The 23,247-nt window shown below is 71.4% G+C and carries 18 protein-coding genes and 3 pseudogenes; 10 read left to right on the top strand and 11 right to left on the bottom strand.

Features of this window, described 5'->3' with window-relative positions:
• Window positions 1–90: 90 nt before the first annotated feature.
• From AB0N16_RS33930 to AB0N16_RS33920, 3 genes and pseudogenes are all read right to left on the bottom strand, one after another.
• Window positions 91–696: a hypothetical protein gene (locus AB0N16_RS33930; protein ID WP_365803603.1), complete on the bottom strand. Its 606-nt coding sequence runs from the start codon at window positions 694–696 to the stop codon at window positions 91–93.
• 525 nt (window positions 697–1,221) lie between these two features.
• Window positions 1,222–1,419: pseudogene (locus AB0N16_RS33925) on the bottom strand (MOSC N-terminal beta barrel domain-containing protein); the annotation flags it as partial.
• A gap of 42 nt (window positions 1,420–1,461) precedes the next feature.
• The gene (locus AB0N16_RS33920; RefSeq protein WP_365803484.1) at window positions 1,462–1,920 is read right to left on the bottom strand and encodes a DUF6643 family protein; all 459 of its coding nucleotides are present in this window, start codon (window positions 1,918–1,920) and stop codon (window positions 1,462–1,464) included.
• A gap of 297 nt (window positions 1,921–2,217) precedes the next feature.
• On the opposite strand from AB0N16_RS33920, the gene AB0N16_RS33915 reads away from it, so the two are divergent.
• Window positions 2,218–3,522, top strand: a complete 1,305-nt coding sequence (locus AB0N16_RS33915) for a TerD family protein (protein ID WP_365803601.1) — start codon at window positions 2,218–2,220, stop codon at window positions 3,520–3,522.
• A gap of 15 nt (window positions 3,523–3,537) precedes the next feature.
• Here AB0N16_RS33915 and AB0N16_RS33910 read toward each other — a convergent pair whose 3' ends face one another.
• Window positions 3,538–4,731 carry a glycosyltransferase gene (locus tag AB0N16_RS33910; RefSeq protein ID WP_365803482.1) on the bottom strand — a complete coding sequence of 398 codons (1,194 nt, stop codon included), beginning with the start codon at window positions 4,729–4,731 and terminating at the stop codon, window positions 3,538–3,540.
• Between the two features lie 39 nt (window positions 4,732–4,770).
• On the opposite strand from AB0N16_RS33910, the gene AB0N16_RS33905 reads away from it, so the two are divergent.
• Both AB0N16_RS33905 and AB0N16_RS33900 read left to right on the top strand, forming a co-directional pair.
• A complete protein-coding gene (locus AB0N16_RS33905; protein ID WP_365803480.1) occupies window positions 4,771–5,562 on the top strand; it encodes an aspartate/glutamate racemase family protein in 792 nt (263 codons plus the stop codon).
• Between the two features lie 88 nt (window positions 5,563–5,650).
• A complete protein-coding gene (locus tag AB0N16_RS33900) occupies window positions 5,651–6,211 on the top strand; it encodes a hypothetical protein (RefSeq protein ID WP_365803478.1) in 561 nt (186 codons plus the stop codon).
• Window positions 6,212–6,414: 203 nt separating this feature from the next.
• Here AB0N16_RS33900 and AB0N16_RS33895 read toward each other — a convergent pair whose 3' ends face one another.
• On the bottom strand, window positions 6,415–7,443 hold the full coding sequence (locus AB0N16_RS33895) for an O-antigen ligase family protein (protein WP_365803476.1): 1,029 nt from the start codon (window positions 7,441–7,443) through the stop codon (window positions 6,415–6,417).
• A 184-nt stretch (window positions 7,444–7,627) separates the two neighbouring features.
• Between AB0N16_RS33895 and lnt the strand changes: the two genes are divergently transcribed.
• From lnt to AB0N16_RS33875, 4 genes are all read left to right on the top strand, one after another.
• On the top strand, window positions 7,628–9,241 hold the full coding sequence (gene lnt, locus AB0N16_RS33890; protein ID WP_365803474.1) for an apolipoprotein N-acyltransferase: 1,614 nt from the start codon (window positions 7,628–7,630) through the stop codon (window positions 9,239–9,241).
• A gap of 67 nt (window positions 9,242–9,308) precedes the next feature.
• Window positions 9,309–9,788, top strand: a complete 480-nt coding sequence (locus AB0N16_RS33885; RefSeq protein WP_365803472.1) for an NUDIX domain-containing protein — start codon at window positions 9,309–9,311, stop codon at window positions 9,786–9,788.
• A 54-nt stretch (window positions 9,789–9,842) separates the two neighbouring features.
• Entirely contained in the window at window positions 9,843–10,655 is an 813-nt protein-coding gene (locus tag AB0N16_RS33880; protein WP_365803470.1) for a 3-hydroxybutyrate dehydrogenase, read from the top strand.
• Between the two features lie 76 nt (window positions 10,656–10,731).
• The gene (locus AB0N16_RS33875; protein ID WP_365803468.1) at window positions 10,732–12,699 is read left to right on the top strand and encodes a GAF domain-containing protein; all 1,968 of its coding nucleotides are present in this window, start codon (window positions 10,732–10,734) and stop codon (window positions 12,697–12,699) included.
• A gap of 24 nt (window positions 12,700–12,723) precedes the next feature.
• Here AB0N16_RS33875 and AB0N16_RS33870 read toward each other — a convergent pair whose 3' ends face one another.
• On the bottom strand, window positions 12,724–14,094 hold the full coding sequence (locus AB0N16_RS33870) for an MFS transporter (RefSeq protein ID WP_365803466.1): 1,371 nt from the start codon (window positions 14,092–14,094) through the stop codon (window positions 12,724–12,726).
• Between the two features lie 361 nt (window positions 14,095–14,455).
• On the opposite strand from AB0N16_RS33870, the pseudogene AB0N16_RS33865 reads away from it, so the two are divergent.
• The 3 genes and pseudogenes from AB0N16_RS33865 to AB0N16_RS33855 form a co-directional block, all read left to right on the top strand.
• Window positions 14,456–14,635 (top strand): annotated as a pseudogene (locus AB0N16_RS33865) (IS256 family transposase); the annotation flags it as partial.
• Between the two features lie 35 nt (window positions 14,636–14,670).
• Window positions 14,671–15,324, top strand: coding sequence for a class I SAM-dependent methyltransferase (locus AB0N16_RS33860; RefSeq protein ID WP_365803464.1), 654 nt, complete (start codon window positions 14,671–14,673; stop codon window positions 15,322–15,324).
• Between the two features lie 50 nt (window positions 15,325–15,374).
• Window positions 15,375–16,154 carry a GIY-YIG nuclease family protein gene (locus tag AB0N16_RS33855; protein WP_365803462.1) on the top strand — a complete coding sequence of 260 codons (780 nt, stop codon included), beginning with the start codon at window positions 15,375–15,377 and terminating at the stop codon, window positions 16,152–16,154.
• A gap of 53 nt (window positions 16,155–16,207) precedes the next feature.
• Here AB0N16_RS33855 and AB0N16_RS33850 read toward each other — a convergent pair.
• The 5 genes and pseudogenes from AB0N16_RS33850 to AB0N16_RS33830 form a co-directional block, all read right to left on the bottom strand.
• Window positions 16,208–16,519, bottom strand: a pseudogene (locus tag AB0N16_RS33850) (hypothetical protein); the annotation flags it as partial.
• Window positions 16,520–16,533: 14 nt separating this feature from the next.
• Entirely contained in the window at window positions 16,534–18,600 is a 2,067-nt protein-coding gene (locus tag AB0N16_RS33845) for a serine protease (protein WP_365803460.1), read from the bottom strand.
• Window position 18,601: 1 nt separating this feature from the next.
• Entirely contained in the window at window positions 18,602–20,455 is a 1,854-nt protein-coding gene (locus tag AB0N16_RS33840) for a peroxidase family protein (protein ID WP_365803458.1), read from the bottom strand.
• The gene (locus tag AB0N16_RS33835; protein ID WP_365803456.1) at window positions 20,452–22,383 is read right to left on the bottom strand and encodes a GMC oxidoreductase; all 1,932 of its coding nucleotides are present in this window, start codon (window positions 22,381–22,383) and stop codon (window positions 20,452–20,454) included. The genes AB0N16_RS33840 and AB0N16_RS33835 overlap by 4 nt, the downstream gene beginning before the upstream one ends.
• The gene (locus tag AB0N16_RS33830) at window positions 22,380–22,784 is read right to left on the bottom strand and encodes a hypothetical protein (protein ID WP_365803454.1); all 405 of its coding nucleotides are present in this window, start codon (window positions 22,782–22,784) and stop codon (window positions 22,380–22,382) included. The genes AB0N16_RS33835 and AB0N16_RS33830 overlap by 4 nt, the downstream gene beginning before the upstream one ends.
• Window positions 22,785–23,247: the final 463 nt, after the last annotated feature.

The raw sequence follows: 23,247 nt of genomic DNA, 5'->3' as shown, positions 1-23,247 counted from the left end.
CGCTCGCGCGCGGGTCGATACCGAATGCGCTTCGGCCGGTCCACCGTAGCGTGCGCCGAGGTGGTGCATTGACCAGAGAGACAAAGGCCCTCAGCTGCCGGTGCCGGCCTTGCCCCAGTCCGGGCCCGCCCGGTCCCAGGCCTGGTCCCAACGCGCGTATCTGCGCCGGACCATACGCCAGACGATCATTCGTCTGGCGCTCTCGACCAGACCCGCGGTGAGCAGGGTCGCGCCGAACCCGGCCAGCACGGCGTGGGTCGTCGCGGTGGCGGAGTCCAGCGGGCGCGCCGTCAGCAGGCCGTGCCGGTCCGTCCAGATGCCGAAGTGGTCGCCCTTGTGCGGTGACTTGAGGACCGTCAGGGCCGCGCCGTGCTGCCGGGTGCCGTCCGGTGCGGTCCAGTCTGCGAGGACGCGGCTGCGGGGGTCGTGGGCGCTGGTGGCGTCCGGGTCGGGCTCGGCCAGGGAGCCGCTCAGCTTCCGTACGACGGTGGCGGTGACCAGATGCCGGTCGTGGTGCTGCTGCCGCACGGACCGCTGGAGGGTGTCCTGGGCCGTGGCGCCGACGAGTGAGCCGAGCACCGGCGCGGCCACCACGATCAACAGCAGTGCCACCAGGGCCACCCAGGCCTCGACCAGGTCGGTCGCGCGGCGCAGCGGATTGCGCCGCCAGCGCCACAGGCCGCGGATCGCTCGCACCGTCCACCACCCCCCTTCCGCTCCGTGATAACCCCCGCCCGAGCCGTTCACCCGCGAGCCCGGCCGAAGAGAGAGCGAAATCACCCCGGCCAGGGCTCTCAGGAACTTCTCACGACCCCAACGACCGGGCCGAGGCCTTGGGTTCCCGTGAAGGCGGAGATCACTCGAGCCGAAGTCGTAGGCGGCTCGGGGGAGGTTGACGGGGAGCGGGCCCACGTCGGCGTGATCGTCGCGCGCCATGAGGGAGTCGCGGGCGTCGAGCGGAGCCTGTGCGGTGTTCAGCGGGGGGACAGCCGTCCCAGTGAGGCGCACGGTCTCGCCCGGCAGCGCGTAGGCCGGCCCGGCCGGGCGGCGGGGGCGTCCCTGCGGACGCGGCGGGTGCCGGTTCCCAGGTGGTTGTCGCATCACGCGTGCGTGGCCCGGGCCGGGAGCGCCGCTTCTTTCTTGTGCCATGGACGACCGCCGGCACCGCGGTCGCCGGCTGCTCCGGCGGAGCCTGCCCGGGCGGGGCGGACGCATGCCGCCACCGGACAGCGGCTCGGCGGCGGCCGGTGCGAGACGCGGCTGGGCGCGCCGGGTGACGACCCTTCCCCCGTCGTCGATCAGAGCCCAGCGGCGGTCACCGGCCGGCCCCCAGGGCTCCACGACGGCCTGCCGGGGCGAGAGGCCCCGGAGCGCCTTGACCGGGTGAACGTGCACCGACCGTTGTTCGGCGATCCCCATGACGCCAGCGTGCCGGACGGCACGGACATCAGGGGATGCCGATCAGTAGCCGCGGTACTGCTGCTGCTGTTGCTGGTTGTTGTACGGCTCCTGGTACGGAGCCGTCGGCGCGGGGCGCGGAGCCGCCGGGCGCATCGCCTCGTACCCGGTGCCGCCCATCATCGGGCGCGGCTGCTGCGGCTGCTGCTGTCCGGGGTAGCCGCGCGGTGCCGTCGCCTGCTGGGGGATGTACGCCGTGGGCGCCTGCTGCAGCGGAGCGGGCTGCTGCATCTGCGGGTAGCCGTAGCCGGGGGCCTGCTGGGAGGGGCCCGCCGGGAGGGCGGGCAGCGCCGACGGGAGCGCGGGCAGGTTCAGACTGCTGGGCGCGTCGTAGGCGGGGGGAACCCGGATCGGGGCGATCTGCGGGGTGCCCCGCTCGGCCACGAGGGAGTCGTAGATCGGAGTGTCCGGGAAGGAGGCGGAGTAGTAGCCGCCGCCATAGGTGGAGCGGGGGGAGGTCATGGCACATAAGTTAAGCCCACGATGTGCTGGTTGGGGAGACCGATAAGAGGGTTGTTTTCCGCGTCGGCAGTGACGCCGGATCCCCAATCCGAGCGAACTCGGCAAAAAAGGACGGCAATCAACGTTCTGATCGTGTAAAGGCCGAGTTCCGCGCTGGTTACCGTCGGTTGGACAGGGATCTTCCTGTGCCGCTGATGGGACTTCCCTGTCCCCGGGAATAGGTTGTGCGGGTAGGGATGATCTGGGACCCGCCGGGTGTGCCCGGCGTGCCGACACGCGATGGGGGCGGACATGACAATGCCGAAAGGATCCAATACGCCGGTGCCGACCACGGCGCTGCGTGTCGAATTGGGCTGGCGCTCCGGTCCCGGTGCCCCCGACGCGGACGCCTCGGCGCTGCTGCTGGTCGCCGGAAAAGTGCGCTCCGACGGCGACTTCGTCTTCTACAACCAGCCCGCGCACGCCTCGGGCGCGGTTTGCCACGAGGGTAAACGGCGCTCCGGCGACCAGGTCAAGGACACCCTTTTCGTCGACCTCGCGCGCGTGGAGGCCCCGATCGAGAAGATCGTCCTGGCGGCCTCGGCCGACGGCGGCACGTTCGGCCAGGTCCCCGGTCTCTACATCGAGGTCCGGGACGCGGCGGACGGGAATGAGCTCGCCCGGTTCGACAGTGACGGCGCCACGGTGGAAACCGCTTTCGTCCTCGGGGAGTTGTACCGGCGCCAGGGCGGCTGGAAATTCCGTGCCGTGGGACAGGGCTACAGCAGCGGGCTCGAAGGACTCGCCACCGACTTCGGGATCACGGTGGACGAGCCGCAGCACCCTGCGTCCCCGCCCGTCCCCCCGACCGCCCCGGCCGTCACGCCCACGGTGACCGCGCCCCTCGCCGCCCCCGTACCCCCGCCGCCCGCCGGACTTCCCTTCCCACAGCCCCCGGCGCCGACCACCAGCGGCCTGCCCGTCCCGCCGCCCCCGCCGGTGCGCCTGTCCAAGGTGACGCTCACCAAGGCGGCACCCTCCGTCTCCCTGGCCAAACAGGGCGGCACCTCGGGCACGATGCGCGTCAACCTCAACTGGCAGGTCAGCAAGGAGTCTCCGGGCTGGGGCGGTCGGCGCGGCGGGTCCGACCTCGATCTCGACCTGTGCGCCCTGTACGAACTCGCCGACGGTCGCAAGGGCGTCGTCCAGGCGCTGGGCAACGCCTTCGGCTCGCTCGGCAGGCCGCCGTACATCCACCTCGACGGCGACGACCGTACGGGTGCCGTGGCGAGCGGCGAGAACCTCACCGTCAACCTCGATCACAAACAGGACTTCCGGCGCGTCCTGATCTTCGTGACCATCTACCAGGGCGCCAGGTCCTTCGCCGACCTGCACGCCACCGTCACCCTCCAGCCCCAGCACGGCGCCCCGATCGACTTCTCCCTGGACGAGTGCACGGTCCCCTCGACCGTGTGCGCGCTCGCCCTGCTCACCAACACCGGCGGCGACCTGGTCGTGCAGCGCGAGGCGCGCTATCTGGTCCCGGAACGCGGGGTGAGCCCACAGCGGACCGTCGACCGCGCCTACGGCTGGGGCATGAACTGGACGCCCGGCCGCAAGTGACCGTGCGGGCGGCGGTCAGCCCTCGTCGGCCACGGTGTCGGGACGCGCGTACGTACGGCCCTTCCAGGCCGCCCCACGCCCGCGGTAGTGCTGCACCGCCGAGTCGACCGTCATCAGGAGATAGAGGAACGCGGTGAACGGCAACAGGGGGGCGAGCCACGGCGGCTGCCGGTAGTAGCGGAGCATCGGCAGGTACGTCGCGGTCATCACCAGCCAGGCCGCCGCACCGAGGAGCGCGGCCGCCGGGCTGCCGGTGACCGCACCCGCCAGCACCGCCGCCGGGGGCACCAGGTACACCAGCGCGAGACCTACCACCGTACCGAGGAGCAGCAGCGGGTTGTGCCGCAGTTGCGCGTACGCGCTGCGGGAGACCATCCGCCACAGGTCGTGCAGGCGGGGATAGGGCCGCACGCTGTCCACCCGGTCCGCGAGCCCCAGCCAGATGTGGCCGCCGGACCCTTTCACCGCGCGGGCGAGCGCCACGTCGTCGATCACGGCGTGCCGGATCGCGTCCGGGATGCGCGCCTTCTCCGCCGTGTCGGCGCGCAGCAGCACACAGCCGCCCGCCGCTGCCGCCGTCCGCGAGCCCTTCCGCCCGATCCGGCGGAACGGGTAGAGCTGGGCGAAGAAGTAGACGAACGCGGGGACCACGAGCCGCTCCCACCGGCTCGCCACCCGCAGCCGCGCCATCTGCGAGACCACGTCGAAGCCCCCGGCGCGCGCGGACGCCACCAGCAGCCGCAGGCTATCCGGCTCGTGTGCGATGTCCGCGTCCGTCAGCAGCAGATACTCGGGGTCACGCGCGCGTGCCAGAGAGATGCCGTGCCGTACCGCCCACAGCTTGCCCGTCCAGCCCGCCGGCGGCTCGCCGGGCGAGGCCACGGCCAGCGGCAGCCCCCGGTGGCGCGCGGCCAGCTCCCGGGCCAGCTCCCCGGTGCCGTCCGTACTGCCGTCGTCGACCAGGAACACCTCGGCCCGCCCCGGATAGTCCTGCGCCAGCAGCGACGGCAGACTCAGGGGCAGTACGGCCGCCTCGTCCCGGGCCGGCACGACCACGCACACATCCGGCCATCCACCGGGATCGTGCCGGGGCGGCAGCCGGACGTCGGTGCGCCAGAAGAAGCCCTGGCAGAGCAGCAGCCACAGCCAGGCGGCCAGGGATACGGCGGCGGTCCACGTGAAGACGCTCACGCGCGCAGTCTGCCCCATCGGGCCTGCTCCCAACGGCCCATCGTCTATCGTGGCCGGGTGAAGATCGCGCTCATCGACTCCGGCATCGGCCTGCTGGCGGCCACCGCAGCGGTACGGCGACTGCGCCCCGACGCGGATCTCGTCCTCTCCTTCGACCCCGAGGGCATGCCCTGGGGGCCACGTACCCCCGAGGGCATCACCGAGCGCGCCCTGGCGGTCGCCGAGGCCGCGGCCGCCCGCCGCCCCGACGCGCTGATCGTCGGCTGCAACACGGCGACCGTGCACTCCCTGCCCGCACTGCGCGCCCGCCTGGAACCCGGCATCCCCGTCATCGGCACCGTCCCGGCGATCAAGCCGGCCGTGGCAGCCGGCGGCCCGGTCGCGATCTGGGCGACCCCCGCGACCACCGGCAGCGCGTACCAGCGGGGGCTGATCGAGTCGTTCGCCGACGGCGTGCCGGTCACCGAGGTGCCCTGCTGGGGACTCGCCGAGGCCGTGGAGCACGCCGACGAGGCGGCCGTCGACGCCGCCGTGAGCGCGGCGGCCGAGCTCACGCCCGACGATGTAAGGGCCGTCGTCCTGGGCTGCACCCATTACGAACTTCTGGCGGAACGTATCCGCGCCGCCGTGCAGCGTCCCGGCGGCGCGCCCGTCGTCCTGCACGGCTCCGCCAGAGCGGTGGCCGCCCAGGCGCTGCGCCGGGCCGGTGCGCGGCCCGCCCCCGACGCACCCGCCACCGGCACGGTGACGGTGCTGCTCAACGGCCGCGAGGGCGAGCTCCCCGAGGCCGCGCTCGGCTACGCCGAGGCGCGCCTGCTGCGAACGGCCAGCCCCGCCGCGTCCCAGTGAGCCCTCCAGCGCGCGGAAACCGTCGATCTGAGCAGTCACCCTCCGCAACGCGGTGCCCGCGCAGCGAAACCTGAGTAATCTCGTAGGTATGAGGGACCACCCCCACGACCGCCCCCTGGACGCGAAGGACGCCTCGCACCCGGATGTCTGGACAGGGCGCGCCACCAACCGGGTCCAGTGGCTGCTGGCGCTGGTCGGCGCCGCCTGTATGGCGCTCGGCGTCGAACTGGCCGTGGACTCCGCCTGGACCTCGGGGATCGCTCCGCTGGTGATGGCTGTCGTGGGCTGCATCGCCGCCGGACTGCTGGTCCTCTTCGGCACCCTCGCCTTCGTGCATGTCGACCTGAAGCTCGACAAGGAGTGCCTTGAAGTCCGGTGCGGCCATATAGGGGTACCGCGCCGTCGTATCCCGCTCTCCCATGTGGTCGGCGCCGACTTCACCGCGCAGATCACCCCACGTCACTGGGGCGGCTGGGGTTATCGCTGGCGGCCCGAGAAGGGCACGGCCGTCGTCGTCCGCCGCGGCGAGGGGATCGTCCTGCGGCTGTGGGACGGCCACACGTTCACGATCACCGTGGACAACGCCGAGTCGGCGGTCCGGGTCATCAGGGAACGCCTGCGGACCATCACACCCGGTACCGCGCACTGAAGTAGCCGACGGGGCTATGTGGCTCGGACACATGGGCGCGGGACATATGGACGTCGGTTGGACGTCGGTTGGACGTCGGCTGAACTTCGGCTGGACTTCGGCTGGACGTCGGCTGGACTTCGGCTTCGGCTCTGGGCGGGTCAGCTCTGGTCGGTTTGAGCTCTGGGCGGGTCAGCTCTGGTCGGTTTCAGCTCTGGTCGGTTTCAGCTCTGTGGGACACCTGCCACCCATGGCCGCGCCGTCGCCAGGCCCGCCAGCAGGCCCGCGCCCGCCGACACCGTCGTGAAACTCAGCGCGTCGCCGACCGCGGCGACCGCGGCCAGTGCCGTGAGCGCCGCGCCCGCGGTGAGCACGACCGGCGTGGAGCGTGCCGAGCGCCACAGGGCGTAGAGGATCCAGCAGAACGCGGCGGCCAGCAGGAGGACACCGAGCAGCCCCTGTTCGGCGGCCTGCTGGAGCGGAGCGGAGTGCGGCTTGCCGTCGGGCAGCAGGACCTCGGACGCGGTGCCGCTCAGCTCGCCGAACCGCCCGGGGCCGACGCCCAGGGCGCTGTTGTGGCGGGCGAGATGCAGGGCGTCCCGCCACAACTGGACGCGGCGCTCGGTGAGGTGGTCCGACAGGGCGGTGGTGAGGCCGCCGGGCAGGACGTTCGCGGCGACCGCCCAGACCGTGCCGGTCACCACCGTGGCCGCCAGGGCCAGCCCCGCGACGACCGGGCCCCGACGGCGCAGCCGGCCGGCGGCCAGGGAGCACAGCAGTACTGCGGCACTGGCCGCGCACCCCATCGCCGAGCCCGTGGCCGCCCCGGTCACCGCGATCCCGGCGGCCAGCGCCCGCAGTCCGAACCGCAGCGCCGGAACCGATGTCGCCCAGGCGGCACAGCACACGCCACCCGTCGCGAGGATCAGCAGCGCCGCGACGGCACCGGCATGGCCGAGCGGTGTCGTGAACTGAGGGCCCGCGGCCACCTCGGGCGTCGCCGCCGCCAGGGCCAGCCCGGCCAGCGCGCCGACGCAGGGCGCGGCCACCGGCCACAGCGCCCCCGACATCCGGCCCGCCGCATAGCCAGCGGCCACGGCGAGCACCGCCAGCAGCACGCCCTCGGGCCGTCCGTCCCGCCCGGCCGCCGAGAGCAGCGGCCATACGGCGCACGCCCCGAGCACCACGACGCCCACCGCATCAGAAACGTTTCGTCTGTCGTTGTCCGCGTCCGTCCCGGCAGCGGACATCATCCCGGTCGACCCCACCGTCGCCCCCCGTACCCGGTCCCCCGACCTGTGGCAGGCCCCGCCGCCCGCCTCGGCTCACCGTAACCGGTGATGCCCGCTTTGTGGACGACTTGCGCGGGAACGGTGTGATTCCTGTGTGCCGAGACCGCGCTGTCGGCCGCACAGTCGGCCGCCGTACACTCCCGGAGTGACCGCCACCGCAACTTCCGTCGACCAGTCGGGCCAGCTCACACCGCGCCTCGAGCCCCGCGAACGCGGCTTGCGGCTGCTGCGCCGTCTGGTCCCGGCCGCCGCCTCCGCGCTCAGCGGAGTGCTGCTCTACGTCAGCTTCCCACCGCGCACCCTGTGGTGGCTGGCCCTGCCCGCCTTCGCCGGATTCGGGTGGGTGCTGCGCGGTCGCACCTGGAAGGCGGCCCTCGGCCTCGGCTATCTCTTCGGACTCGGCTTCCTGCTGCCCCTGCTGGTGTGGACCGGCGTCGAGGTCGGTCCCGGGCCGTGGCTCGCGCTGGTGGCCGTCGAGGCGATCTTCGTAGCCCTGGTCGGTGTGGGCGTCGCCGCCGTTTCCAGACTGCCGGCCTGGCCGGTGTGGGCGGCCGCCGTGTGGATCGCCGGTGAGGCGGCACGCGCGCGTGTACCGTTCAGCGGCTTCCCCTGGGGCAAGATCGCCTTCGGTCAGGCGGAGGGCGTCTTCCTGCCGCTCGCCGCGGTGGGCGGCACCCCCGTGCTCGGCTTCGCGGTCGTCCTGTGCGGATTCGGTCTGTACGAGGTGGTGCGCCTGACGGTCCAGGGGCGTCGCACGCGTGAGATCCGGCGCGGGGCGGCGACCGCGGCCCTGCTGAGTGTGGCCGTCCCCGTGGTGGGCGCGGTCGCCGCCCGCGCGCTGGTGAGCGACCAGGCGGAGGACGGCTCCGTCACCGTCGCGGTCATTCAGGGCAATGTGCCGCGGGCCGGCCTGGAATTCGCGGCCCAGCGGCAGGCCGTGCTCGACTACCACGTGAAGGAGACGCTCAAGCTGGCCGCCGACGTCAAGGCGGGCAAGGTCGCCAAGCCGGACTTCGTGCTGTGGCCGGAGAACTCCTCCGACGTCGACCCGTTCGCCGACGCCGACGCGGCCGCCGTGATCGACGAGGCCGCCACGGCGATGGGCGTGCCCGTCTCGGTCGGCGGGGTCGTCGAGCGGGGCGGCAAACTCCTCAACGAGCAGATCCTGTGGGACCCGGTCAAGGGCCCGACGGCGACGTACGACAAGCGGCAGATCCAGCCCTTCGGCGAGTACCTCCCGTTGCGCGGTCTGGTCGGCGCCATCAACAAGAACTGGACCAGCATGGTCCGGCAGGACTTCAGCCGGGGCTCCAAGCCCGGAGTGTTCGACATCGACGGCACCAAGGTCGGCCTCGCCACCTGCTACGAGGCCGCCTTCGACTGGGACGTGCGGGACACCGTGACGCACGGCGCCGAGATGATCTCCGTGCCGAGCAACAACGCCACGTTCGACCGCAGCGAGATGACCTACCAGCAGCTCGCCATGTCCCGGATCCGCGCCGTCGAGCACAGCCGGACCGTCACCGTGCCGGTGACCAGCGGCGTCAGCGCGATCATCATGCCGGACGGGAAGATCACCCAGAAGACCGGCATGTTCGTGCCCGCCTACCTGGTCCAGAAGGTGCCGCTGCGCACCTCCGAGACCCCCGCGACCAAGCTGGGCATCCTGCCCGAGATCGCGCTGGTGCTGGTCGCGGCGGGTGGGATCGGCTGGGCGATCGGGTCGGGGCTGCGCTCCCGGCGCACCGGTGACGCGTAGCCGTACGCCCGCTGTACGCCCCGTGGTTTCGGCCGGTTCGGGGGAACCGGGCGGTTAGGGTCGGCGCATGGCCACTCCTGACTTCATCCATGCGATCCGGGCCTCCGCCGGCCACCAGCTGCTGTGGCTGCCCGGGATCACCGCCATCGTCTTCGACGACGAGGGCAGAGTGCTCCTGGGCCGTCGGACCGATACCCGCAAGTGGTCGGTCATCGGTGGCATCCCGGATCCCGGGGAACAGCCCGCGGCCTGCGCCGTGCGGGAGGTCTTCGAGGAGACGGCGGTGCGCTGTGTCGCCGAGCGGGTGGTCCTGGTCCAGGCGCTGAACCCCGTCACCTACCCGAACGGCGATGTCTGCCAGTACATGGACATCACCTTCCGCTGCCGGGCCGTCGGCGGCGAGGCCCGCGTCAACGACGACGAGTCGCTGGAGGTGGCCTGGTTCGACGTGGACGCCCTGCCGGAGCTGAACGAGTTCGGTGTGTTCCGGATCAAGCAGGCCATGTCGGATGCACCCACATGGTTCGACGCTACGGCTTTCAGCTGAAGTATGTGCGCTGACCCTATGTGGTCCCGGGGGAGGGCCGCTTAGGGTCGGATCATGAGTTCGCCCAGCGCCCTCTCCGGCCCCCACCCGCCCGCTCTCGACCTGCGGGGCCGTACCGCCCTGGTCACCGGTGCCGCCGGCGGCATAGGCCGTGCCTGCGCGCTGCGCCTCGCGGCCGCCGGAGCCGAGGTGAGAGCCATGGACCGGGACGCGGCCGGACTGGCCGAACTGACGGAGGCGGCCGGACGGGTCGTCGGCCCGGGGGGCGGTGGTGTCGAGCCATACGTCCTCGACCTCACCGACCTGGACGCGGCCGAGCGCGCCGCCGCCGGAACCGACGTCCTCGTCAACAACGCCGGCATCCAATTGGTGCGCCCCATCGAGGAGTTTCCGCCGGACGTCTTCCACACCGTGCTGACGGTGATGCTGGAGGCCCCGTTCCGGCTCATCCGGGGTGCGCTGCCGCATATGTACGGGCAGGGCTGGGGGCGGATCGTCAATGTGTCCTCCGTCCATGGACTGCGCGCCTCCGCCTTCAAGTCCGCCTATGTGGCCGCCAAACACGGTCTGGAGGGACTCTCCAAGACGGCCGCCCTTGAGGGCGCACCCCATGGCGTGACCTCGAACTGTGTGAACCCCGGCTATGTGCGCACCCCACTGGTCGAGAAGCAGCTCGCCGACCAGGCCCGGGCCCACGGCATTCCCGAGGAACGGGTGCTGTCCGAGGTGCTCCTGACGGACACCGCCGTGAAACGGCTCGTCGAACCGGAGGAGGTCGCCGAGGCCGTGGCCTATCTCTGCGGCCCCCAGGCGTCCTTCGTCACGGGCACCTCGCTGGTGCTCGATGGCGGCTGGACAGCCCACTGAAGGGCCGGGCGGCCACCGGCCCGCGAGTTTTCCACAGGGCCGACGGACCGCGGCGACGATGCGGAATCCTGTGACCATGTCGCGCAATCATGTGCAGTCCGCCAGGTGGCCGGCCCCGGCAGAACCGGTCGGCGCCCTCGCCGAGGGTGCCGAGCTGGTCTCCGGCGCCGATTCGGCGTACCTCGAACTGCTGGCCAGGGGCGCCTCGGCGGAGGCGTACGAGCAGCCGCTGCTGGTCGCCCGTGCCGAAGGCCGGCCGCCCGAGATGATCGCCGAACTGGAGCGGGCCAGACTCCTCGCGCTGCGGGTCCGCACCGAACTGGAGGGCAGACGGCGGCGCGAGGCGGAGCTGTCCGCGCTCTTCGAGACCGCGCACGACCTGGCGGGACTGCGGGACGTGGACGCCGTACTCCAGGCGATCGTCCAGCGCGCCCGCTCCCTGCTCGGCACGGACGTCGCCTACCTGAGCCTCAACGACCCGGCCCGCGGTGACACCTACATGCGGGTCACCGAGGGCTCCGTCGCGGCCCGCTTCCAGCAGCTGCGGCTCGGCATGGGGGAGGGGCTCGGCGGGCTCGTCGCACAGACCGCGCGGCCCTACGTCACCGACGACTACTTCAGGGACGACCGCTTCCAGCACACCCTCACCATCGACGCCGGGGTGCGCGACGAGGGCCTGGTCGCCATCCTCGGGGTGCCACTCATGCTGGGGCCGCACGTCATCGGCGTGCTGTTCGCGGCGGACCGGCGGGCGCGCGTCTTCGAACGGGGGCAGATCGCACTGCTCGGCTCCTTCGCCGCGCTGGCCGCGGCCGCCATCGACGGGGCGAACCTGCTCACGGAGACCCGTGCGGCCATGGCCGGCCTGGAGCGGGCCAACGAGATCATCAAGGACCGCAGCGCGGTCATCGAACGGGCCTCGGACGTCCACGACCGGCTCGCCGAACTCGTGCTGCGCGGCGGCGGAGTCCATGACGTGGCCGCCGCCGTCTCCCAAGTCCTCGGCGGCACCGTCGAATTCACCGACACCGCCGACGCCCGCTCGCTGGCGACCTCGCGCACGGAAGGGCACGCGGTCCGGCACGGCGACGACTGGATCGCCGCGGTCGCCGCCGGCGGCGAACTGCTCGGCGCGCTGGTACTGCGCGGCCACCCCGGCCTCGACCCCGTCGACCAGCGCACCCTGGAACGTGCCGCGATGGTCACCTCGCTGCTCCTGCTGGCCCGCCGCTCCGCCGCAGAGGCCGAACAACGGGTGCGCGGCGAGCTGTTGGACGACCTCCTCGACGCGCGCGACCGTGATCCGCGTCAACTACTCGACCGCGCCGCCCGGTTGCACGCCGACCTCGACGCCACCCATGTCGTGCTCGCCGCCCGGCTGGGCAGCCCGGCGGCCGGTGCCGAGGAGGCGGCGGCCGCCCGCCGCCGGCTCTGGTCGGCCGCCTCCCACCTCGCCACCACCCGGCACGGCCTGGCCGCGGCCCGTGACGGCGGCACCGTCCTGCTGCTGCCGCTGGACCCCGGCGACACCGCCGCCGACCTGGCCCGGCGCACCGCCCGCCAGCTCGGCACCGCCGTTCACCAGCCGGTGACCGTCGGGGCCTCCGCGCCCGTCGCCGACCTCGCCGTCCGGCCTGAGACGGTGGCCGCCGGCTATGCCGAGGGCCGCCGCTGCCTCGACGCGATCCACCTCCTCGGCCGGGGCGGGGACGGCGCCGCCGCCGAGGACTTCGGCTTCCTTGGCCTGCTCCTCGCCGGCGAACGGGACGTCACCGGATTCGTCGAACGCACCATCGGCCCTGTCGTCGCGTATGACACACGACGCGGCACGGAACTGCTGCGCACCCTCGAGGCCTACTTCGCCTCCGGGATGAGCCCGGCCCGCACGAAGGACGATCTCCATGTCCATGTGAACACGGTGGCCCAGCGGCTGGAGCGCGTGGCCCGCCTCCTCGGCGACGACTGGCAGAGCCCCGCACGGGTCCTGGAGATCCAACTGGCACTGCGCCTGCACCGGTTGGCGGCGTCGCCGGAGAGCCGCTGATCCCCGGGGACCAGCGGCGCATGCTCACCCGGTGTGTGCGTCGGCCCTGCTGCTCGCCGTGACGGTCCCGGTGCCGTCGTCGGTCAGGTCCCGCCGCCGGGTCTCCTTCGCAGCGGCCACCGCGACCAGGGTGAGCAGGCAGGCCGCGATCACATACAGCGCGATCGGGGTCGAACCGCCGTAGGCGGACAGGAGCGCGGTGGCGATCAGGGGGGCCGGTGCCCCGGCGGCGACGGAGGCGAACTGGGCGCCGACGGAGGCGCCGGAGTAGCGCATCCGGGTCGCGAACATCTCGGAGAAGAAGGCGGCCTGGGGCGCGTACATGGCGCCGTGCAGCACCAGACCGACGGTCACCGCCAGCACCAGGTATCCGAACCGCCCGGTGTCGACCAGGGCGAAGAACGGGAACATCCACAGCCCGATCCCGGCCGCGCCCAGCAGATAGACGGGCCGCCGTCCGACCCGGTCGGACAGCGCGCCCCACGCCGGGATCACGGCGAAGTGCACGGCGGAACCGATGAGCACGGCGTTCAGGGCGGTCTGCTTGGAGACGTCGGCGGACGTGGTGGCGTACACGAGGATGAAGGCGGTGATGACGTAGTAGCTGATGTTCTCCGCCATCCGCGCGCCCATCGCCACCAGCACATCACGCCAGTGGTGCCGCAACACCGAGACGAGCGGCGGCGGTTCGGGTGTCCCGGCACCGCGCCGGGCCTCGGACCGCGCCACCGCCTCGCGGAACACGGGTGATTCGTCGACGGACAGGCGGACCCACAGTCCGACGACGACCAGGACACCGGAGAGCAGGAACGGGATCCGCCAGCCCCAGCTCACGAAGGCGGCGTCCGACAGCACGGCGGTGAGCAGCGAGAGCACACCGGTCGCGAGCAACTGTCCGGCCGGCGCACCGGTCTGCGGCCACGACGCCCAGAACCCGCGCCGACGCGCGTCCCCGTGCTCGGACACCAGCAGGACGGCGCCGCCCCACTCACCGCCGAGCGCGAACCCCTGCACCAGCCGCAGGAGGGTCAGCAGCACGGGTGCGGCGCTGCCGACCGTCGCATGCGTCGGCAGCAGTCCGATGGCGAAGGTCGCGCCACCCATCAGCAACAGACTGAGCACCAGCAGCCGCTTGCGCCCGAGGCGGTCCCCGTAGTGCCCGAACACCAGCGCCCCGAGCGGCCGGGCGGCGAACCCGACGGCGTAGGTCAGGAACGACAGCAGCGTGCCGACGAGCGGGTCGGACCCGGGGAAGAACAGCTTGTTGAAGACGAGTGCGGCCGCGGATCCGTACAGGAAGAAGTCGTACCACTCGATGGTGGTGCCGATGAGGGACGCGGCGACGATGCGCTTGAGGCTGGCGGGGGCTGGTGGAGCGGCTGCGGGCGACGACATCGGCACCACTTCCTGGGGTGTGACGGGGACGTTTGCGTGTCGCCACACCGTAGGAATCCGCAGGTCAGGCGCACATGTGGCGGGGCAACATAGTTCGAGGGTTCGCTATGCGTGCGGCCACCATGCCGGCTCGTGGGAAGGCGGTTCAGGGGATCGATGGTGTCGAAACGAGTGCCCCTCCGGGACGCGCAGTTCAGGGTGATTTGACGGTGCGGTGCTGATTCCCGTGCTGGTTTGGTGCTGACCAAAGGCCCACGTCATCACCCCGTCTTCACCTGTCCCGTGCTGACTTGGTGCTGACTACGCTCCGTTGAACTCGGACATCTTGGGGCTGATTGGCTCAGGGCCTTGGCCGTCAAGGAAGGTCACCCACGGCGCCGGCTCCCGCACCGCCGCCCCCGCCATGGTCTTCGAGGTCGTCGAGTCCGCCCAGCAGCGGTGGCGGGCGGTGAAAGCGCCCCACCTCGTCGCCCTCGTCCGTGCCGGAGCCTGCTTCGAACGCGGCCAACTCGTCGAACGCCCTGCCGCCCTGGCAGCATGACCGGCCTCAGCCAAGCACCCAGAGAGGCATCTGCCGTGTCCGACCTCGACAGCCAGGTTCCCTACTGGGACGCCGCCGCGGCCACCAAGACATTCACCCACCCGCTCCACCTGCCCTGGTTCGACGGTCTCAGCAGGCACGCCGCGATCCTCGACTACGGATGCGGCTACGGCCGCATCATGAAAGAGCTCGAACAGCACGGCTTCGACCACCTCACGGGCGTCGACGCCTCACCGGCAATGATCAGTCGGGCACGCCGCCTGCACCCCACCATGCGCTTTGCCGCGCTGGACGCACCACCGGCCTCGCCCTGTCCGGACGCAGGCTTCGACGCCGTTCTGCTCTTCGCGGTGCTGACCTGCATTCCCGGCGATGAAGCCCAGCACCGACTGATCGCCGAGCTGAACCGCATCCTCAAGCCCGGCGGGATGCTCTACATCAGCGATCTTCTGCTGCAGGACGACGAACGCAACCGCAGCCGTTACGGCCGCCACGCTGATCACTACGGCAGCTATGGCGTGTTCGAAACCGGCGACGGTGCGGTCTGCCGCCACCACCCCCGCGAATGGTTCTCCACCCTGCTCACCGAGTTCCAGAACGTCGACACCCGGACCACCACGGTGCCCACCATGAACGGGCACGAGTCAACGGGGATCCAGATCCTCGCCCGCAAGCCCACATCAGCATGAAAGCAGCTCAGATCCACGGGTATTGACAATTACTCTGAGTGAGGACGTTGATGCAGCCCGACCGCGTCGAGGCGCAACCGCCAGTGCCGTCGCCCGTCTGCACTCTGGACACGCGGGCCGCGCTGCTACACCGGCTTGTCGACGCGACCGGCTGCGAGTCATCCCGCTACCCTGCCCAGGACGCCGAGCACCGGGCCGCCGACGCCCACGCGGCCGCCGAGACCGTGGCCCGCGAGTGCGGTGACCCGCCAGGTCCGAGGGAGCTAATCACCGTCATATGGCTGCCGATGCCCACCCGGACCGGGCAGGATGAGCGGGTGACGATACCGCCGTCCACGCCCCTCCAGCCGTTCATACCGCTGCCCATTCCCGCCCCGCCTCCATTCCAGCAGACCAAGGAGGAGGCCGAAGCGATCCTGCTGACCGGGGCGGAGGCTCCGCTGCCGCCCGCAGTCCGACGCCATCAGCAAAGGGTCCTGACCCGTGTCCGCGACGTCCTGGCCAGCACGGGCGCCAAGGGACACCGGCTGTACGTTCTGGAGATCGCCGGGCCCATTCCCCGCATCAAGATCGGCCGCAGCAACGATCCCCGGGCACGTATCCGTGATCACGTCCACGAGATGAACAGCTACCAGTACGGCCTCATCGACGCCCACGTCACCGACCCGGTGGACGACCTGCTCTCCATCACCCAGGCCGAGAACGAGGCCCACATCGGGATGGGCAAGCGCTACGAGCGGATCAACCAGGAGCTGTTCCGGGACGCCGACTTCTTGTACGCCACCCTGTGGGCTGACCTCGCCGTCACGGTCCAACTGAACCGGTTGTAACGAGTTGGTGCGTGATAGCGGGTGAGGCGTGTTTGGTCTGGTCGTGGCCGTTCTCAGGTCGTGGCGGTGCGGTCGGAGGCGAGGTTGGCGATGGCGCGGTAGGTGTCGGGGAGGCGGTCGCGGCGGTGGGTCCAGCGCGTCAGTTGCTTGCAGCGTTTGTGGTCGGCGAGGGCGTGTTCGACGGTGATGCGGTCGGAGGAGTGCCCGTGGCGGTCGCGGCTCAGGCCTAGGTAGCCGTCGTCCAGAAGGACCTAGACGTCGGGGACCGCGCACCCCCGCTCGGTCAGGAGCGTACGTATCTCGGCGATCGCACGGGTGATGGTGGAGCGGTCGACACCGAACAGCAGCCCCAGTAGCGCGATCGGCGGGACACTCAGGCTCAGCCGCCGAGGTGGCTGCCGATCGACCGGGCGACCTCGGCGTGGGCGAGGTACTCGACGATGCTGTGGGCCCGGTCGCGGGCGTTGACGACGGCGAGGTCGGACAGCCCGTCCGCCCAGTCGTCGCCCAGCGGGCATCCGATGGCCACCGCGTCGGTCGGGCACCATGCGTTGAGCCAGTCCGCCACGGTGTCCGGACGCTTCGGCCCGCCGACGAGCAGCCTGCTGTACACGCTGTCCAGGCCGAGCGGACTGCCCGCCGTGGTCAGATGGACGAAGTTCACTCCGGGGGACAGCCGGGTGAGGAGATCCAGGCCGACGACCGTGCCGAGGCTGTGGCTGACGAGCACCACTTCCCCGGCGTCCGGCATCGTCTCCAGTACACAGTCCAGGACCTCGTCCCGGATGCGCCGGTCGTCCAGGTACGCGGCCACGTCTCGGAAGACCAGGGCGATGGCCCAGGCATCGAGGTCGCTTCTGGCGGCCAGCCAGCCCAGCCGCTTGTGGAGGGTCCCGACCACGTCGTCCAGACCGATCCGTTCGGTGGCCAGCCGGTCCTCCGGCGGCATGTCCCACTTCGTGGCGGCCTCGCCGATGATCTCCTCGTACACCGTGCGGGCGGTGGGGGTGGCGGGTGCGACAGCCTCCGCCGCCCTGGCGGTCGGCGCCTCGGTGAGGTGGGGGACGGCCTCGTGCGTGGTCAGGGACTGCACCAACCGGTCGCCGTAGTAGGGGAACCAGACGTCCGCCGGGTCGACCGGACGGAGCCCGGCGCGGACGAGCCCCTGGTTGAGTCCGGCCGCCCACTCGCGGCGCAGTTTCTCGGGGTCCTTGCCTTCCTGGGAGCGACCGTGCAGGAAGACCAGATGCCGTGTGCCGCCGAACGCGCCGACCCGAGCGGGCAGGCCCGCACGCGCGGTGGCTTTCTCGACGGCCGGACGCGACACGGCGACAGCGAGATCCGGAGCCGTCGCCGGACCGGCGGCGGGAGCGGCCGGTGCCGTCGCCGGACCGGCGGCGGCCTCCGCGAGGCTCAGTCCCGACTCCGGGCCCATCTCGGCCAGCAGTTCCCGCTGCCGTGAGGTGAGGGGCAGGGCTGCGAGGTGTTTCAGGATGGAGCTGACGCGTACGCCCTCGTTGGACACCCAGTCGATGGCGTCGTCGCCGTCGCCGGGCTGCCAGACCTGTCCGTCCCGGCGCAGGGTACGGCCCTGTTCGTCGGTCCTGGGCACCCCGCTGTGGTGGAGCGCGACGACCTCCCACTGGTCGTTGAAGACGGGAGAGCCCGAGTTGCCCGGCTCGGTGTCCGTCTTGTAGTGGAGGAAGTCGTCGAGGCGCACCTGGAGCATGTTGTCGCGTACGGCGATCTCCTTGAGGCGCCCCATCGGATGCCCGATGACGTTGACCGGCTCGCCGATCACCAGTTTTCCCGGCTGTGCGCTGAGCCGGTTCCAGCCGAACGTCTCCCCAGGGGGCCGCGGGTCCGGGCCGGGGGCGACCAGCACCAGGGCGAAGTCCAGGCGTTGGTCCGTGACGAAGAACCCGTCCGGGTCGAGTTCCAGCCGCGTCGGCGGCTGGGCCGTGTTGTCGATGGTGACCTGGGCGTCGAATTCCACGAAGCACTGCCGGGCGGCCTGCGCGTCGGTGAGCACGTGATGGTTGGTCATCAGCAGGCTCGGCGACACCAGGAAGCCGGTGCCGAGAGGCAGCTCACGGCCGTTCTCCCGCACCGAGATCCGGGCGACGGTGCGTGCCGCCCGGGCGCCGCGCGGCAGGAAACTCCATGCCTGCAGATCCTTGGACACCCCGAGGATGCGTTCGTACGCGGCGGTCGCGGCCAGCGGTTCCGCCCGGACGGCCGCCACCGCCATGGCGGCGGGCACCGCCTGCCGGTCGAGCAGCCGGGCCGCGCGCGCCGCGAGTGCCTCCTCCGAATCCGGGAAGGCGACCCCGGCGTTCTGCTGCTCCTCGACCGCGCGCCGCTCGTCGCCGGTCTCGTCGTACCGCGCGGTGGCCGCTGCGACCTGGCGTTCCCGTTCGTCGCGGAACCTTTCCGTCGCTGCCATGTCAGGTCACCGTCCTTCCGGCGGTGTGCCACGGCACGAAGGCGTTCGTCAGCCCCGAAAGTGCCGTACGCAGCTCCGGGTGGTGGCGTAGCAGCACCGTGATCATGCTGTTGTCGTCGATCCAGGCCATCCCGGCCTTGGAGTACACCTCGGGGGTGTAGTACTCGGTGAAGAAGCGGTCGCTGTTCAGCCGGCGTGAGGCCATCAGGATGAAGATGCGGAACGCCGTGTCGCTGAAGGCGAACCCGGCCGGCAGCTTCTCCGCGTACAGCCCGACCGTGAGGTCGACCTTCTCGATGTCGCCGTCGTAGAGCCACTGGATCTGCTCGGCCCACGCCCGGTTCTCCGTCAGCTCCAGGAAGTTCGCCGCGGGCTTCAGCCGCAGCAGCCGCCGGAACTCGTTGTAGCGGGGGACACCGAATTCCCGGGAGCGCAGGATGTCGGTGGCGGCGAGGTCCTGTAGCTGCCCGTCGGGGCGCTCGAACTCCTGGAGGAACCTGGGGAAGTTGTGCAGCGTGACCAGCCCGGGGTGGAGCGTGCCGAAGCTGTAGAGCAGATCGGCCATCTCGGTGGTCTCCAGGACCTTCAGCGCCCCGGGACCCGAGATGTCGCGGAGGGTGCAGTGGCGCAGGCTCGCGTCGTCGGCGACGGAGCGCAGATGCCACTCGTCGCGGATGAGCGGGTGCATGCGGTAGACGGCCACGAACTCCTCGGTGAGGGAGTACGGGACGCCGTAGTGGTCCGTCTCGCCGCCCGGGATGCCGCTGACGACCTCGCTGTCGCTGATCCGGCCGAAGAGGTCGTGGACGCGCTCGCCCGCGATGCCCCACCAGTTGGCGCGCAGTGCCTTGACGGTGGTGGGGTGGCTGATCACGGCCGGTGTCCACTCCACGGTGTGGATCTTGGCGAGGAGCGCGGCGTTGACGAGCCGGGCGCGCTGGAAGAGTTCCTCGTCGTTCCAGGACGGGTACGCGCCGTGCAGGTGGTCGCAGATCGCGTTGTGCTCACGGGCGAACAGGTCGTGCATCATGGCGAGGCCCAGCCAGAAGCCGGGGACGTGCGAGGGGTCCTGGGAGGGGTCCGAGGGGACCGGGGACTGCTCGTCGTCCCACAGGTGCAGCTTGCCCAGCTCACCGGTGCGCATCAGGCGCTGCTCGGTCTCGTTCTTCCCGTAGATCTGCGACGCGTCCCACCAGTGGGAGGACACGTTGACGCGGGTGTCGGGCGTTCCGGGAGGTGCCTGCGGGTCGCGGGTCGGGTCGTCCGGTGTCCGCATGATCCGCATGGGGTGTTCCGGCCACGGGTCGTCGTCCATGAGGGGCACTTCCCAGGGCCGGTCCGTGGGGCTGGTCCCGTGGCTGAACCAGTCGCGGACCATGAACTGAAGCCAGGCGGCGACCAGCGAGTTGACCGATTCGGCGGGGATGAGCTCGTCGCGGGTGAGCACGGCGCGGCTGACCTCGCGCGGATTCGGCGTGGACAGGACGTCCTCGGGTGTGGCCGGTGCGATCCGGTCCAGCGGGATGTTCCGGCCGAAGCGGGTGCCCGCCATGCCCATGCGAGGCTCGTCGAGGTCGTTGTGGCTGCCGTCGGCGGTCCGGTCGACCTTGTGGGTCTCGGAGGGGGGTCCGGGATCGGGCAGGTTGACCGAGGGCAGCCGGCCGGTGTCGTGCAGGTTCTTCTGCCGAAGCCTGACGCGCAGTCCGAGAAGCGTCACCAGGCCCGGAATGACGGGCAGTCTGTCCCAGCCGATGCGCCGGTCCACCGCTTCGGCGACGGCGGTGACGATCCGCCAGGGCAGTGACGTACGGTATCCGGCTGCGGCATCTCGTGCGGCGGGTCGTTGCTTGCTCATGGCGGTCCTCCTCGGGCGGCTGCTCCTTGGGTGGTTGCGAGGATCACGTCGCTCGCCTTCTCGCTGACCATGTAGACGGGGGCGGCGACGAAGAATCCGGGAATGCGGGGGAAGACCGAGGCGTCGACGATCCGCAGACGGTCCACTCCGCGCACCCGGAACTCGCTGTCGACGACGGCCGAAGGGTCGTCCGCCCGTCCCATCCGGCAGGTGCAGGACGCGTGGTGGCCCCAGGCCTCGTCCTGCACGAAACGGCGAACGCCGTCGTCGCCGTGGATGTCCTTGCCGGGCCACAACTCCTCCAGGATCACGGAGCCGGCCTTGCGGTTCATCCGGCGCACGAACTCGACGGCACCGGCCATGGCGTCGAGATCCACTGCGTCCTTGTCCGTGCCCTCGCCGAAGTAGTGGAAGTTCACCAGCGGGGTGTCACGGGGGTCGGTGGAGCGCAGCCGCACCCGCCCCCCGGTGTTGTGGGTGCGGCTCTTGAGGATGGCCCAGGTGAAACGGTCCTTGTGGAGTGTCAGATCGAGCGAGTAGCCGGGCCGGTAGCCCCGGAAGTCGAAGGGGCCGCCGAAGATGAACAGGTCGGGTGCGTCCAGCTCCGGACGGGACTTGCGGGTGACACCGACGACGGCGCCGTTGGTCGTGTAAAGACCTTCGCCGCGCCGCCAGGCCTGGTAGCAGTGGTCCGGTTCGGCCCCGGGTCGCGGCGCGTGGAAGTCGCAGTCCTTGAGGACCGGGAACTCGCGGTCCATCCGGCTGACCACGCCGACCTCGTACCGGTCCTGGAGATTCGCGCCCACGCCCTGCAGGTCGACCCGTACGGCGATGCCGTGCCGCTGCAGTTCCTCACGCGGTCCGATGCCCGAAAGCATCAGCAGCTGGGGCGTGTTGAAGGCACCCGCGGCCAGGATCACCTCGCGGGAGGCGAGGACCCTGCGCAGGACCGGCGGCCCGGCGTCCGGCCGGCTCGCGGGGTCGGCACGGTAGGTGTGCGCCCCGTCCAGATAGTCGACGCCGGCCGCGGTTCCGTTCCCGTCCAGTACGACCCGGGCCGCCAGCGCGTTCGTACGGACCACCAGGTCGTCGGGATGGCTTCGCTGTACGGACTGGACCCGCTCGCGCACGGCGCTGCGCCGCCCGTCCGCCGTGCAGAGGGGGATCTGCCAGAGTCCTTGCAGGGCACGTGTCTGAGCCCGCCAGTCGTTGGGGTCGACGAAGGAGCCGAACCCCTCCAGCGGGGACAGCGGCCGGTCGAGGAAATCGGCCAGCGTGTCCTCCGCGGCCGAGAGGATGATCTTCAGCAACTGCTCGTCCTGGACGGCCAGTTCGGGGTCGGCGAGCGCGGTCGGCAGCCAGCCGTCGAATCCGTGGCGTGCGTCGTTGCGGTAGCGGGCGCCCGTGACCGGCAGGACCTTCAACAGCGCGGCCAGCAGCGGGCCGACGGATGGCTCCTTGGGCCTTGGCCGGTAGGTGCAGCGTTCCAGCCGCTCGAAGTACCGGCGCATGGCAGTGCTGTGCCACGTCGCGTCGCCGGTCTCCTCCGCGATGGCGTCCCAGTCACGGTTGTACGGATAGACGGTGATCAGCGCGTGGTGCGCGGTACAGCCGCCGACCGTCCCGGCGCGCGGGTAGAGGATCCCCCGGTCCGGGACGAGTTTGCTGTCGCGCTGTTGCTGCGCCTCGTCGGCGTAGTGCCGTACGAAGTAGTTCCAGCACTGGACGGGGTCCTCGGAGGCGTCCGCGTGGAAGGCGGGCACCAGGTAGTTGTCGTTCTCCGGGGCGCCGCCCGCGTCGAGCAGCAGGGTGCGCATGCCCGCGGTGGCGAGGTTGGCCGCGAGCGGTCCGCCGCCCGCCCCCGCGCCGACGACGACGTAGTCGAAACCCGTCTCGGCGGGTGAATCGGCACCGGGCCTTCCTGTCACTTCCGCTTCCCCTTCACCGGGTTGGCGAGCGAGGTGGCGGCCAGGACCGTGTTGGCGGCCGAGACGAGCGTGGTCAGCGCCGCGGTACGCGGGGGAAGCCGGCCGCTCAGGCCCAGCGTGGCCGCCGTCGCGGTGTCACTGCCGTGGATCAGGACGCCGTCGCGCAGGTCCTCCCGCAACCGCTCGTCGCGGTCGGTCAGCAGAGCGAGACCGAGCAGGATCGTACGGATCCCGAAGAGCCGGAAGGCGTACACCGCCGCCGGACTGGGCGGCTCACGATCGGGGTCGAGGCGCCGGATGAGCAGGCCGGGTGCGAGCAGTCCGGTGACTCCGTTGAAGAGCCGGATGCCGGCGAGTGCGTAGACCGAGACAGCGCGAGGGCGGCCTTTCTGGGTGGCCATCAGGTCTCCTGACGGTGCGGTGATTCTTGCGGTGACGGGAGCTACCGCCGAACCCCCCGACGAGGGAGAAGACACCCCGAAAACAGTCCACTTCTGACATTACGGGAATCGCGGCTTCCGTGCATCTCGAACCCCAGATCTACCCCCGGGCCTCCGACGTGCGTGCGTGTCCTCGCGGCTGCGGAGGAGAGGCCGCCCGGTCCGCCGGGCGCACGGTCCGCCGTCGCCGCGCAGGCTTTCTCCGCTGGGTTCGGCCGGGTGCGGGAGCGGCGGGCGCAGCCGCTCCTCGCGCCCGCCGCTCCGGGCTGCGTCACAGAAGCCGATCCACCGCCCGGGCTCCCCGCCTGGACGCGCTCCGACGAACCGTGGGCGGCTCGCCGGGGTAAGGGCGCCGCCCAGAAACGGGCGGCTGCACGGTGGCAGCCGCCCGGAAACGGGCGGCTGCCCCCGTGCAGATCCTTCA

The sequence above is a fragment of the Streptomyces sp. NPDC051105 genome (genome assembly GCF_040682795.1).
Lineage (GTDB): Bacteria > Actinomycetota > Actinomycetes > Streptomycetales > Streptomycetaceae > Streptomyces.
Note: the sequence above shows the minus strand (reverse complement) of the source record. Positions and strands in the feature narration are given on the sequence as shown.